The organism is Sphingopyxis indica (genome assembly GCF_900188185.1).
GTDB classification, from domain to species: Bacteria; Pseudomonadota; Alphaproteobacteria; order Sphingomonadales; family Sphingomonadaceae; genus Sphingopyxis; species Sphingopyxis indica.
Window position 1 is genome coordinate 49,311 of sequence record NZ_FZPA01000010.1, and the last position, 13,342, is coordinate 62,652.

Below are 13,342 nucleotides of genomic sequence, written 5' to 3' on the forward strand. Positions count from 1 at the left end.
GATGCTGTCACTCGGGAAAGGCAGTGGCGCGCCATCCCGCGCAGCATGAGGGGCAGCGTTACCAAGCCATGTTCCATCCCGATCTCGCCCGGCATCCCGATAGCTGTCCCGCGCTCGTCCTCAACGCCGATTATACGCCGCTGAGCTATTACCCGTTGAGCCTGTGGCCGTGGCAGACCGCGGTCAAGGCGGTTTTCCTCGACCGCGTCACCATCGTCGAAAATTACGCGCGCGAAATCCATTCGCCGACGCGCTCGATGCCGATCCCGAGCGTGATCGCGCTCAGGCAATATGTGAAGCCGTCGGAGCATCCGGCCTTCACCCGCTTCAACCTGTTCCTGCGCGACCGTTTCGCGTGCCAATATTGCGGGTCTGGCCGGGACCTGACCTTCGATCATGTCGTGCCGCGCCGCCTCGGCGGGCGCACGAGCTGGGAAAATGTCACCACCGCCTGCGCGCCGTGCAACCTCAGGAAAGGCGGCCGCACGCCGCAACAGGCGCATATGCCGCTCTATCGCCAGCCGTGGCGCCCGACGAGTTGGCAGCTCCAGGACAATGGCCGCGCCTTTCCGCCGAATTATCTGCACGAAAGCTGGATCGACTGGCTCTATTGGGACGTCGAGCTGGAGGGCTGAGATACCGAAGGGGGAGAAGAGGATGCTCCGTTTCGCCGCGATCTTCGCCCTGGGCTTGCCTCTCGCCGCCTGCGCCTCGACGCCGCCCGCCGATGGCATGATCACCCTTACCGGCAGCATCGCCTATCGCGAGCGGGTCGCGCTGCCGCCGAGCGCGCGGATCGAGGTGCGGCTCGACGATGTCAGCCTCGCCGACGCGCCCGCGCGCACGCTCGCGCGGCAGGAATTCGCCGCGGACGGCAAGCAGGTGCCCTTCGCCTTTTCGCTCACCGTCGATCGCGCCCAAATCGACCCGCGCCACAGCTATGCCGTCGCGGCGCGGATCAGCGATGGGGAGGGCAAGCTGATGTTCGTCACCGACACGCGCAACAGCGTTGCGTTCGATACGGGGGCGACGGTCGATATGGGCACGCTGATGCTCGTTATGACACGCTGAATCTTGCGCGGCGCATAGCTATGCGCCTGCCCCGCCCTTGACCCCGCATCTTCGCAGGTGCAGCATTCGCGGCCATGGGCCCTCCGATCCAGATTTCGCAAAATCCCGATATTCGCTATCTCGGGCGTATCCTCGGCGACGTCATTCGCGCCTATGGCGGCGACAAGCTGTTCCGCCAGACCGAATATATCCGTTCGGCGAGCGTCGACCGCCACCGCGGCCTTGCGGGCGCCGACGCGATCGACCCGGGGCTCGAGGCGCTGAGCCTCGACGACACGATAGCCTTTGTGCGCGGCTTCATGCTCTTTTCGATGCTCGCCAACCTCGCCGAGGACCGGCAGGGGGTCGCCGCCGAGCCCGAGGCGACGGTCGCCGCGGCGCTGGTGCGGCTCGACGCCGACGGCATCGACGCGGCGGCCGTCGCCGGGCTGCTCGACGCCGCGCTGATCGCGCCGGTCCTGACCGCCCACCCGACCGAGGTGCGCCGCAAGTCGATGCTCGACCACAAGAACCGCATCGCCGAGCTGATGCAGCTGCGCGATGCCGGGGTCGAGGAGACGCCGCAGGGTGATATCGTCGAAGAGGCGATCCGGCGCCAGATCGTGCTCTTGTGGCAGACGCGCCCCTTGCGCACCGAAAAATTGTTCGTCGCCGACGAGATCGACAATGCGCTGACCTATTTGCGCGACGTCTTCCTGCCCGTAGTGCCCAAACTCTATGCGCGCTGGGAAAAGGAGCTGGGGCAGCGTCCGGCGAGCTTCCTGCGCGTCGGGAGCTGGATCGGCGGCGACCGCGACGGCAACCCTTTCGTCACCGCCGAAACGCTGCGCCTTGCGACCAGCCGCAACGCCGCCGCGGTGCTCGGCCATTATATCGACGCGGTCCATGCGCTCGGCGCCGAGCTGTCGGTGTCGTCGGGTCTCGCGACGGTCCCCGACGCGGTCGAGGCGCTCGCCGAGGCGAGCGGCGACGAAGCGCCGAGCCGCCGCGACGAACCCTATCGCCGCGCCCTGTCGGGCATCTATGCCCGGCTGTGCGCAACCTATGCCGGGATCGTCGGCCAGCCGCCGCCGCGTCCGTCGCGGCTCGCGGGCGAAGCCTATGCGGCGCCCGCCGATTTCCGGCGCGATCTTGTCGTCATCGCGAACGGCTTGTCGGCGAGCGGCGAAGGCCAGCTCGGCAGCATCGGCGCGCTCGGGCGGCTGATCCGCGCGGTCGAGGTGTTCGGCTTCCACCTCGCGACGCTCGACATGCGGCAGAACAGTGCGGTTCACGAGCGCGTGCTCGCCGAACTGCTCAGCGTCTCGGGCGTGTGCGACGACTATGCGGCGCTGTCCGAAGCGGAGCGTGTCGCGCTGCTCACCGCCGAGCTGAGGAGCGACCGGCCGCTTGCCGCCGCGTGGCACGAATGGAGCGAAGAGACCGCGGGCGAGCTTGCGATCATCCACACCGCCGCCGAGGTGCGGCAGCGGCTGGGGCAGGAGACGATCTGCCAGTGGATCATCTCGATGGCGCAGGATCTTTCCGACCTGCTCGAAGTCCATGTGCTGGCGCGCGAAGCGGGGCTGTGGCGCGGCGGTGCCGAGGCGGGGGCGACGAACCTGATGGTCGTGCCGCTGTTCGAGACCATCGACGATCTCGGCCGCGCGCCGGACATCATGGCGCGCTATTTCGCGATGCCCGAGGTCGGCCCGCAGGTCGCGGCGCGCGGGCATCAGGAAGTGATGATCGGCTATTCGGATTCGAACAAGGACGGCGGCTATCTGACCTCGACCTGGGGACTTTATCAGGCGTCGCAGGCGCTGACCCCGGTGTTCGCGGCGGCGGGCAACGCGATGCAGCTGTTCCACGGCCGCGGCGGTGCGGTCGGGCGCGGCGGCGGCAGCGCTTTCGCCGCGATCCGCGCGCAGCCCGCCGGCACGGTGCAGGGGCGCATCCGCATCACCGAACAGGGCGAGGTGATCGCCGCGAAGTTCGGGACGATCGAAAGCGCCGCGACGAACCTCGAGGCGATGGTATCGGCGAGCCTGCTCGCGAGCCTCGAGCCGGAGAAATTGAGCGAGAAGGACGCGGGGCGTTTCACGCAGGCCATGGATGCGCTGTCGGGCCGCGCGCTCGGCGCCTATCGCGGGCTGGTGTACGACACGCCGGCGTTCAAGGACTTCTTCCGCGCGATGACGCCGATCGCCGAGATTGCGACGCTGAAAATCGGGTCGCGTCCGTCGAGCCGCAAGAAAAGCACCGCGATCGAGGATCTGCGCGCTATCCCCTGGGTATTCAGCTGGGCGCAGGCGCGCACCATGCTGCCCGGCTGGTACGGGACCGGCGAGGCGTTCGCGGCGTTCGAGGACCAGGCGCTGCTCGCCGACATGGCGCAAAGCTGGCCCTTCTTTGCCGCGCTGCTCGGCAATATGGAGATGGTGCTCGCCAAGTCGGATATGGGGATCGCGGCGCGCTATGCGGCGCTCGCGGGCGAGGTCGACGGGCATGAGGCGATCTTTTCGGCGATCCGCGACGGCTGGAACCGCGCGCACGACGGGCTGCTGCGCATCACCGGCCAGTCGCGGCTGCTCGAAAAGAGCCCCGCGCTCGAGGCGTCGATCCGCCTGCGCCTGCCCTATATCGAACCGCTGAACCTGCTCCAGATCGAGCTGATGAAGCGCCACCGCGCGGGCGAAACCGACCCGCGCATCGCCGAGGGCATCCAGCTGACGATCAACGCGATCGCGACGGCGCTCAGGAACAGCGGCTGATTCTTTCTCCCGTCATTGCGAGGAGCCGAAGGCGACGCGGCAATCCAGAGCGTGCGTAAACCGCTCTGGATTGCTTCCCCCGGCTTCGCCGGGGTCGCAATGACGACGTGTGTTTGCGCGCCGTCAGTTCGAAACGATCTTCACCGTGCCTTTGCTGGTCGCGCCGTCGGGAGCGAAGGCAATGGTGAAATCGTCGCCGTCCTCGTCCTTGCCCGCAAGCGTGTCGCCGTCGCGCGTGACCTTGACGCCCTTTTTCGCGAACTCGCCTGCCATCCAGTCGGCGGCCTTCGCGGGCGCGGCGGGGGAGGTGAAGCCGAGCTTCACCGTCGCCTTGTCATTGCCGCCCTTGTCGCTGGCATCGATGTCGACCCTGGTGATCTTGCTGCCCGGATAGAGCTTGACCCCGTCGATGTCGAAATCGCCCTCGATGTCGAAATCGACGAAATCGGGGATGTTGATGTTGACGGCCGTCCCGTCCTTGCCGCCGATGGTCAGCTTGCCGCCATTCTGCCCGGTCTTGATCTGGACGCCACCGTCGTCGCCATCGGCGTTGATCGCGATTTCGGTCGCGTCCTTCTTGTCCTCGCCCTGCCCGCACGCGGCGAGGAGGAGCATCGGGGGGATGAGGAAGGCGAGGCGCATGGGATGTCTCCTTGGTGAGTTATGAATATAATACACCTCGGGGGCGCGCAAGTCAATTTCCCCCACTTCGTCATGCCGGACTTGATCCGGCATCCTTTCCAACGGCGCCGGAGTGGACCCCGGATCAAGTCCGGGGTGACGACAGGGAAAACAGCCGCGCTAAGCGTCGATGCTGGTCTTAAGATCGCCGTGGACCAGCCCGCCATCGACCGCGATCGTGTCGCCGACGACATAGTCGCCCGCCTTCGACGCGAGGAAGATCGCGGTGCCCGCCATATCCTCGGGCACGCCGATGCGCTTCACCGGGATGCTTTTCGCGACCGCGTCGCCATGATCGCGCGCCGCCTTGTTCATGTCCGACTGGAAGGCGCCGGGGGCGATCGCGGTGACGATGATATGGTCCTGCACCAGCCGCGCCGCGAGGCGCTTGGTGAGGTAGAGGATCGCCGCCTTCGATGCATGATAGCTATAGGTTTCCCACGGATTGAGCCGCATACCGTCGATCGAGCCGATGTTGATCACCTTCGCCGGCCGGCCGGCGCTCGCCGCCGCCTTGAGCAGATCGTGGAGCGCCTGCGTCAGGAAGAAAGGCGATTTGACGTTGATGTCCATCACCTTGTCCCAGCCGCTTTCGGGAAAGCCCTCGAACGGTTCGCCCCACGCCGCGCCGGCGTTGTTGACGAGGATGTCGAGCTTGTCTTCGCGCTTGCCGATCTCGGCGGCGAGCGCGCGGCAGCCCTCGACGGTCGACAGGTCGATCGGCAGCCCGATCACCTGTCCCGGATAGCGGGTGTCGAAGTCGGCGACCGCGGCGTCGATCTGCTCGGCCTTGCGCGCCGAGATATAGACGCGCGCGCAGCCCGCGGCGAGGAAGCCCTCGACGATCATCTTGCCGATCCCGCGCGACCCGCCGGTGACGAGCGCGACGCGGCCGTCGAGGCCGAACATGCTTTGGAGGTTCATAACGCTGTCCTTTTTAAAGCCCCTCCCCTGAAGGGGAGGGGTTTGGGCCGCTCAATATCCGTTCATCCGCGCGACCTGGTCGATGTGGTAATGCACGTCGCCCATAAATTCGGCGAGCGCGCGGTCGCGCTTCATATAGAGGCCGATGTCATATTCGTCGGTCATGCCGATGCCGCCGTGCATCTGGACGCCTTCGCGCACCGCGAGGTTCGCGGCGCGGCCGGCTTTCGCCTTGGCGACCGAGACCATCAGCTTCGCGCCCTCGCTGCCCTCATCCAGAAGCTGCTGCGCCTTCATCACCGTCGCGCGCGCGACTTCCATTTCACCATAGAGGTGCGCGGCGCGGTGCTGGAGCGCCTGAAACTCGCCGATCAGCTTGCCGAACTGCTTGCGTTCCTTGAGGTAATTCACCGTCATGTCCATCGCGCCCTGGCCGACACCGACCATTTCGGCGGCGGCGCCGGTGCGCGTCGCGGCGAGCAGCGCGTTCAGCACATCCTCGCCCGCATCGACCTCTCCGATCACCGCATCGGCGTCGAGTTCGACGCCATCGAAGCGGACGTGGCTCGCGAGGCTCGAATCGACGAGGCGGCGCGGGTCGGCGGTCACGCCACTGGCGTCTTTCGGCACCGCGAACAGGGTGATGCCGCCGTCGGTCCGGGCCGACACGATGCTCATGTCGGCGACATGGCCGTGGAGGACGAAATCCTTCCTGCCGTCGAGCCGGAAGCCGTTGCCGCTGCGCGTTGCCGTGGTGGCGACGCGGTCGGGGCGGTGCTTCGGCCCCTCGTCGATCGCGAGCGCGACGATCGCCTCGCCGCTTGCAATCGCGGGGAGCCAGCGCCCCGCCTGCGTGCCGCCGGCCTGCGCCAGCGCCGCGACCGCGCCGACGCTGGTCGCGAGAAACGGCGAGGGGGTCAGGTTGCGCCCGATCTCCTCGAGCACGATGCCGGCCTCCATATGCCCCATGCCGAGCCCGCCATGCGCTTCGGGAACGAGCATCCCGGGCAGGCCCATTTCGGTAAACTGCTTCCACAGGTCGCGCGAAAAGCCGGTTTCGTCGGCCTTGTCGCGCAGCTTGCGAAGATGCGATACGGGCGCCTGTTCGGCCACGAAGGGGGCGACGCTGTCCTTGAGCATCGCCTGGTCGTCATTGTGATAGAGCGGCATAATCCAAAACTCCGTTTGTCCTGAGGAGCCGTTGAGCTTGTCGAAACGGCGTCTCGAAGGACCGTTGCGCATATGTCCTTCGAGACAGGCCTTCGCCTCCGCTCAGTCCCTCCTCAGGACGAACGGAGGTTGGACCCTCACGCCCCCGGCAAATCCAATATCCGCTTGGCGATGACGTTGAGCATGACTTCGCTCGTCCCGCCCTCGATCGAATTGGCCTTGGTGCGAAGCCAGCTGCGCGCCCGCGCGCCGCCCTTGGTTTCCTCGCTGTCCCATTCGAGCGCTTCGCTGCCGCCGCCCGCCATGACGAGCTCGTAGCGGCGCTTGTTGAGCTCGGTGCCGACATATTTCATCATGTTCGACGATGCGGGATGCGCGCGGCCGGTCTTCCACATGTCCATGAAGCGTTCGCCCATCGCGCGATAGGCGAAGACCTCGGTGTCGAACGCCGCCATTTCGGCGCGCAGGATCGGGTCGTCGAGCTCGCCCGCTTCGTTCCTGCCGAGCGATTTCGCGAATAGCGCGCCGATGCTGAGCATGTCGCCGCCGGCGCCGCCGCCCGAGATCATCTCGCGTTCGTGGCCGAGCAGATATTTGGCGACGTCCCAGCCGCGATTGACCTCGCCGACGAACTGGTCCTTCGGCACCTTCACATCGTCGAAGAAGGTTTCGCAGAAGGGGCTGTTGCCGCTGATCAGCAGGATCGGCTTGGTCGAAACGCCGGGGCTCTCCATGTCGAAGAGCATGAAGGTGATGCCCTGATATTTGTTCGTCTTGTCGGTGCGGACGAGGCAGAAGATCCAGTCGGCCTTGTCGGCATAGCTCGTCCAGATCTTCGATCCGTTGACGACCCAGTGATCGCCCTGATCGTCGCCATAGGTCTGCAAGGAAACGAGGTCGCTGCCCGAGCCGGGTTCCGAATAGCCCTGGCACCAGCGGATCTCGCCGCGCGCGATCTGGTTCAGATAATGAACCTTCTGCTCTTCGGTGCCGAATTTGAGCAGCGCGGGCCCCAGCATCCAGATGCCGAAGCTCTGGAGCGGCGGGCGGGCATTGATCCGCGCCATTTCCTGCTTGAGCACCTTGGTCTGTTCGGGAGTCAGGCCCGCGCCGCCATAGGGCTTGGGCCAGTCGGGCACGGTATAGCCCTTTTCCACGCAGCGCTCGAGCCACTGTTTCTGCGCGTCATTCTTGAATTCGAACTTGCGCCCGCCCCAGCAGACATCGTCCTCGTCGCGGACGGGTTCGCGCATTTCGGGGGGACAATTGGCTTCCAGCCAGTTGCGCACTTCGGCGCGGAACGCATCCAGATCGCTCATCGCAAGGGCTCCTCTTCCGGCGCCAAATTAAGGGGAGTCGGCAAGTTTACGCAAGCGTCAACTTGGGCGGGCCGCCCTGCCGCTACGGCGCCGTAGCGTCCGCTTGCCGGGCGTTGACGCGCCCCGCAGCGCGCCTAAGCTGAGTGGCAAAAGAAAACGGGAGCAAGGAAGATGCGATTCGCAGGCAAGGTCGCCGTCGTCACCGGCGCGGCATCGGGTATCGGCAAGGCGGCGGTGCTCAAACTGGCGGGCGAGGGCGCGCATGTCTTCGCCGCCGACATCGACGAGGCGGGCGGCAAGGCGCTCGCCGAAGCCTCGAACGGCAAAATCGAGTTCCTGCGCTGCGACGTTACCGTCGCAGCGGACATCGAGGCGCTGATGAACGAGGCCGCGAAGCGCGGCGGCGGCATCGACATCGTCTTCAACAATGCCGCCGCGGGCGGCGACCGCGCCCCGATCGACGAGATCAGCCCCGAAGGCTGGGACTGGACGATGAATCTGGTCCTGAAATCGGTCGCGATGGGCATCCGTTATGCCGCGCCCCATATGAAGGGGCGCAAGGGGGCGAGCATCGTCAACACCGCGAGCGTCGCGGCGCTCGGCGCCGGCTATTCGCCGACCGCCTATGCGGTGGCGAAGGCGGGCGTGCTGCAACTCACCAAGGTCGCGGCGACCGACCTCGCGCAATATGGCATCCGCGTGAACGCGATCTGCCCGGGCTTCATCAACACCAACATCTTCACCTCGACGCTCGAGGTTCCCGATGCGAGCAAGGATGCGGCAAAGGCGATCATCGCCGACATGAGCGCGCACGCACAGCCGGTCGCGCGCGGCGGCCAGCCCGAGGATATTGCGAACGCGGTCGCCTATCTCGCGAGCGACGAGGCGAGCTTCATGACCGGCACGCACATGCTCGTCGATGGCGGGCTGACGATCGGCCAGCGCCATGCATGGGACCCCGAGGCGCCGGGCCTGTTCGACGCGCTGGTCGCGATGGAGGATGCCGCCAAGGCCGGGGCACCCGCGTGACCGCTGCCGCGGTGGTGTTGCCGCCGGCCGAACGGCTGCCGCTGCGCATCAAGCTGGGCAATGGTTTCGGATCGGTCGCCTATGGCGTCAAGGACAATGGCTTCGCCACGCTGTTGATGCTGCTCTATAATCAGGTTCTGGGCCTCGACGCGCGCGTCGTCGGGCTGATCCTGCTGATCGCGCTGTTTCTCGATGCGATCATCGACCCGATGGTCGGCTATTGGAGCGACAAGACGCACAGCCGCTGGGGCAAGCGTCATCCGTGGATGTATGCGTCGATCCTGCCGATGGCCTTTGCATGGATGATGCTGTGGCATCCGCCGCAGATTCACTCCGACTGGCTTTACGGCTATCTGCTGCTCTTTGCCTTCCTGATGCGGGCGGCGGTCTCCTGCTACGAAATCCCCGCCCTCTCTGTGGTGCCGGGGCTGACGAGCGATTACGACGAGCGCACGTCGCTGACGCGCTGGCGTTTCGTGTTCGGCTGGGCGGGCGGGCTGCTGATGCTCACTTTGGCCTTCGGCGTGTTCCTCGTCCCCACCGAGCGCTATCCGGTCGGACAGCTCAATGTCGAAGGCTATCAGCTTTATGGCTGGACCGGGGCAGCGCTGATGATCGTCGCGACCAGCGTTTCGGCCTGGACGACGCATCGCCGCATCGCGCGGCTCGATGCGACGCCGCCGATGCATCTGCCGCTCGGCCCGACGCTCCAGAAGATCGGAGCGATCCTGTCGAACAAGGCGTTTCTGATTCTGCTCGGCAGCTCGCTCTTCGCCTTCGTGAATCAGGGGCTGACCTTTTCGGCCACCACCTATCTGCTCAGCTATTATTGGGAAATGCCGCAGGCGGGCTTCATCGCCTATTCGGCGACCCTGTTCGTCGGCGTGCTCGGTGCTTTCCTGATCGTCGGGCTGTTGCAAAAGCATATCGAAAAGCGCACCGGCGCAGTCGCGGCGGGCATATTGGCGCTGATCTTCGCGCTGCTGCCCTATCTGCTGCGCTTCGGCGGCCTGTTTCCCGCCAATGGCGATCCCCGCCTGATCCCGTCGCTCTTCACGCTCGTCACCATCTCGAATGCCTTTGCCGTCGCGTCGATGATTCTCGGCCAGTCGATGGCGGCCGATATCGTCGAGGCATCGCAGGAGCAGACCGGCGAGCGGTCGGAGGGCATTTTCTTTTCGGCCTATTTCTTCGTCCAGAAATGCGCGACGGGGGTCGGGCTGTTTCTGACGGGTCAGGTCATCGGCGCCGCCAATTTTCCTGCGCAGGCCAAGCCCGGCCATGTCGACCAGACGGTGCTGGACAATATGGCGACCTATTTCCTCGTCATATTGGTCCTCTTCGCGGTCGCCAGCATTGCATTTATCGCGCGTTTTCCCATTTCGCGATCGGACCATGAGGCGCGGGTCGCCGCGCTGGCCGCCGCAACCGCCGATGGTCCGCGATGACGGCCCCCGCCATCCTCCCCGGCAGGCTGCCGACGCGGATCAAGGCCGCGCACGGGCTGGGCAGCGTCACCTTGGGGATCAAGGAGTCGGGGCTCACCACCTTCTTCATGATCTATTACAATCAGGTGCTGGGGTTCGATCCGCGCCTGGTGTCGCTGGTGCTGATCGGCGCGATGTTCGTCGATGCGCTGGTCGACCCGCTGATCGGGCGCCTCTCCGACGCGACGCGCTCGCGCCTCGGGCGGCGGTTGCCGTGGCTCTATGGCGCCGCGCTGCCGATGGCGATCGCCTGGGCGCTGCTGTGGATGTCGCCCGACGTCGCGCGGCATTCGGCGCTCGGCCTGTTCTTCAATGTCGTCGCGGTGCGCGTGCTGGTGTCGGCGTGCGAGATTCCTTCGATCTCGCTCGTCGCCGAACTGACGCGCGATTATGACGAGCGCACCGCCCTGATGCGCTTTCGCTTCCTGTTCGGCTGGCTCGGCGGGCTGCTCGCGGTCGCGCTCGCTTACGGCTATTTCCTGAAATCGGACGACCCGGCGACGAACGGGCTGCTCGATCCGTCGGGCTATGCGGCCTTCGGCCTGTTCGGCGCGACCTTGATCCTCGTCTCGACGCTCGGCTCGGCGCTCGGGCAGCAGCGCCGTATTCTCGCGCTGCCGCCGCCGCCCGCCGCCGCGCACCACAGCAAGGCGATGTTCGCCGACATAGCGCTCGCCTTTCGCAATCCCGCCTTCGTCGCGTTGGTCAGCGGGGCGCTGTTCGTCACCACCGGCTATGCGACGACGATCGCCTCGACCAATTATATGATGCTCTATGTGTGGCGGATGAGCGACGCGCAGCTCGCCTGGTATCCCGCGGGCCTCGCGATCGCGGTGTTCGGCGCCTTCGCCGCGGTCGGTCACGCGCATCGCCGCTTCGGCAAGCGCGACAGCGCGATCGGCGCGGCGCTGGCGAGCGGGGCGATCGCCTTTCTGCCCTATGCGGCGCGCAACCTCGGCTGGTGGCCCGAGCTCGGCAGCTGGACGTCGATGGCGCTGCTCCTCTCATTCCAGACGGCGTCGCTGTTCGGGCTGATCGTCGCGACCATATCGACCTCGTCGATGGTCGCCGAAATCGTCGAGGCGCACGAGGTCGATCATGGCACGCGAATCGAGGGCGTCTTTTTCGCCGGCTATCTGATGGTCCAGAAATTCGGGCAGGCGCTCGGCATCTTCCTCGTCGGCCAGCTCGTCGCCTTCGTCGGGCTCAGCGACCGGCTGCGGCCCGAGGATTGGCCGGCGCGCGACGCGGCGGCGATGGCGTGGATTTTCGCCGGGCTGATGATTTTGATCGGAATCATGGCGACGATCGGACTGCGCCGTTACGCGATCGACCGGGCGAGTCACGAAGCACGCCTCGCCGCGCTTGCCTCGACCCTGCAACCGCAGGGCGATAGCGAAGGGCAGCGGCCGTAGCGTAAGATTGCGCGGGTGCGCAGGTGCCGGCAATTTTCTGCGTCGCGGGGCTTGGCAAGGCGCCCGAATCGGTTCTAGGGTTTACGTGAACGTAAAGGGAAAGGATGCAGCGATGGATTTCGACCTCACCGAGCGGCAGAAGCACTGGCAGGGCCGCGTGCGCGACTTCATCGAGCGCAAGGTGCGCCCTGCGGTCCCGACCTATAAGGAACAGGATCAGGCCGGCGATCGCTGGAAGGTGATCCCGATCGTCGAGGAGCTGAAGGCCGAGGCGAAGGCGGCGGGCATCTGGAACCTGTTCATGCCGCCGCGCAGCGCCGCGCACCACCATGTCGACGAGACGATCGAGTTCGAAGGCCCCGGCCTCACCAACCTCGAATATGCGCTGTGCGCCGAGGAAATGGGACGGATCGGTTTTGCGAGCGAGGTGTTCAATTGCTCGGCGCCCGACACCGGAAACATGGAAGTCTTCCATCGCTACGGCACTGCGGCGCAGAAGGAACGCTGGCTGAAGCCGCTGATGAACGGCGAGATTCGCTCGGCCTTTCTGATGACCGAACCCGCGGTCGCCTCGTCCGACGCGACCAATATCGAGACGCGGATCGAGCGCGACGGCGACGATTATGTGATCAACGGCCGCAAATGGTGGTCGTCGGGGGTCGGCGATCCGCGCTGCGCGGTCGCGATCGTGATGGGCAAGACCGACTTCGGTGCGAAGCGCCACCAGCAGCAGTCGATGCTCGCGGTGCCGATGGACACGCCGGGGATCAAGATCCTGCGTCACCTGCCCGTCTTCGGCTATGACGACGCGCCGCACGGCCATATGGAGGTCGAGCTGAAGGATGTCCGCGTCAATGCCGAGGATGCGATGCTGCTCGGCGAAGGGCGCGGGTTCGAGATCGCGCAGGGCCGGCTCGGGCCGGGCCGCATCCATCACTGCATGCGCACGATCGGCGTCGCCGAGGAAGCGCTGGAGAAGATGTGCAAGCGGCTCCAGTCGCGCGTCGCCTTTGGCAAGACGATCGCCGAGCACAGCATCTGGGAACAGCGGATCGCGCGCGCGCGCATCGACATCGAGATGACGCGGCTTCTGTGCCTCAAGGCCGCCGACATGATGGACAAGGTCGGCAACAAGGCCGCCGCGGCCGAGATTGCGGCGATCAAGGTGCAGGCGCCGAACATGGCGCTGAAGATCATCGACGATGCGATCCAGGCGCACGGCGGCGGCGGCGTCAGCGACGACTTCGGCCTCGCGAGCGCCTATGCGCATCAGCGCACCCTGCGCCTCGCCGACGGCCCCGACGAGGTCCATGCCCGCGCGATCGCGCGCATCGAACTCGCCAAGCACGCGCCGGCGGCGAACGACCCCGGCTTTTCGTCGGGCGACGTCGGGGTTTCGCGCTAAGCTCCCCTCCCGTCAGCGGGAGGGGCCGGGGGAGGGCCTGTCCCGGTTCGCATTCAACATCCCTTCCCCTAACCCCTCCCGCAAGCGG

General features: G+C 66.1%; 11 protein-coding genes. 7 read left to right on the forward strand and 4 right to left on the reverse strand.

The features are described 5' to 3' along the window. Positions 1-68: 68 nt before the first annotated feature. The 3 genes from CHB69_RS13580 (at position 69) to ppc (ending at position 3,824) form a co-directional block, all read left to right on the forward strand. Entirely contained in the window at positions 69-635 is a 567-nt protein-coding gene (locus CHB69_RS13580) for an HNH endonuclease (protein ID WP_089216554.1), read from the forward strand. A 22-nt stretch (positions 636-657) separates the two neighbouring features. Next, on the forward strand, positions 658-1,071 hold the full coding sequence (locus tag CHB69_RS13585) for a YbaY family lipoprotein (RefSeq protein ID WP_089216555.1): 414 nt from the start codon (positions 658-660) through the stop codon (positions 1,069-1,071). A gap of 74 nt (positions 1,072-1,145) precedes the next feature. Next, entirely contained in the window at positions 1,146-3,824 is a 2,679-nt protein-coding gene (gene ppc, locus CHB69_RS13590) for a phosphoenolpyruvate carboxylase (RefSeq protein ID WP_089216556.1), read from the forward strand. A 123-nt stretch (positions 3,825-3,947) separates the two neighbouring features. Here the strand turns inward: ppc and CHB69_RS13595 are convergent, their stop codons facing one another. The 4 genes from CHB69_RS13595 to CHB69_RS13610 form a co-directional block, all read right to left on the reverse strand. Next, positions 3,948-4,466: a hypothetical protein gene (locus CHB69_RS13595; RefSeq protein ID WP_089216557.1), complete on the reverse strand. Its 519-nt coding sequence runs from the start codon at positions 4,464-4,466 to the stop codon at positions 3,948-3,950. A 159-nt stretch (positions 4,467-4,625) separates the two neighbouring features. Then, positions 4,626-5,429, reverse strand: a complete 804-nt coding sequence (locus tag CHB69_RS13600; protein WP_089216558.1) for an SDR family oxidoreductase — start codon at positions 5,427-5,429, stop codon at positions 4,626-4,628. A gap of 51 nt (positions 5,430-5,480) precedes the next feature. Continuing rightward, the gene (locus tag CHB69_RS13605) at positions 5,481-6,599 is read right to left on the reverse strand and encodes an acyl-CoA dehydrogenase family protein (protein WP_089216559.1); all 1,119 of its coding nucleotides are present in this window, start codon (positions 6,597-6,599) and stop codon (positions 5,481-5,483) included. A gap of 137 nt (positions 6,600-6,736) precedes the next feature. Beyond that, a complete protein-coding gene (locus tag CHB69_RS13610; RefSeq protein ID WP_089216560.1) occupies positions 6,737-7,918 on the reverse strand; it encodes an acyl-CoA dehydrogenase family protein in 1,182 nt (393 codons plus the stop codon). A gap of 171 nt (positions 7,919-8,089) precedes the next feature. Here CHB69_RS13610 and CHB69_RS13615 point away from each other — a divergent pair, with 171 nt between their 5' ends. The 4 genes from CHB69_RS13615 to CHB69_RS13630 all read left to right on the forward strand — a co-directional run bounded on the left by CHB69_RS13615 (position 8,090) and on the right by CHB69_RS13630 (position 13,254). After that, positions 8,090-8,947 (forward strand): SDR family NAD(P)-dependent oxidoreductase, encoded by an 858-nt coding sequence (locus CHB69_RS13615; protein WP_089216561.1) that lies wholly within the window; start codon positions 8,090-8,092, stop codon positions 8,945-8,947. Next, complete coding sequence (locus CHB69_RS13620; protein ID WP_170935562.1) at positions 8,944-10,395, forward strand: MFS transporter; 1,452 nt, start codon at positions 8,944-8,946, stop codon at positions 10,393-10,395. The genes CHB69_RS13615 and CHB69_RS13620 overlap by 4 nt, the downstream gene beginning before the upstream one ends. Then, the gene (locus CHB69_RS13625) at positions 10,392-11,849 is read left to right on the forward strand and encodes an MFS transporter (RefSeq protein WP_089216563.1); all 1,458 of its coding nucleotides are present in this window, start codon (positions 10,392-10,394) and stop codon (positions 11,847-11,849) included. Before CHB69_RS13620 ends, CHB69_RS13625 begins: the two co-directional genes overlap by 4 nt. Before the next feature lie 112 nt (positions 11,850-11,961). Next, positions 11,962-13,254, forward strand: coding sequence for an acyl-CoA dehydrogenase family protein (locus CHB69_RS13630; protein ID WP_089216564.1), 1,293 nt, complete (start codon positions 11,962-11,964; stop codon positions 13,252-13,254). Positions 13,255-13,342: the final 88 nt, after the last annotated feature.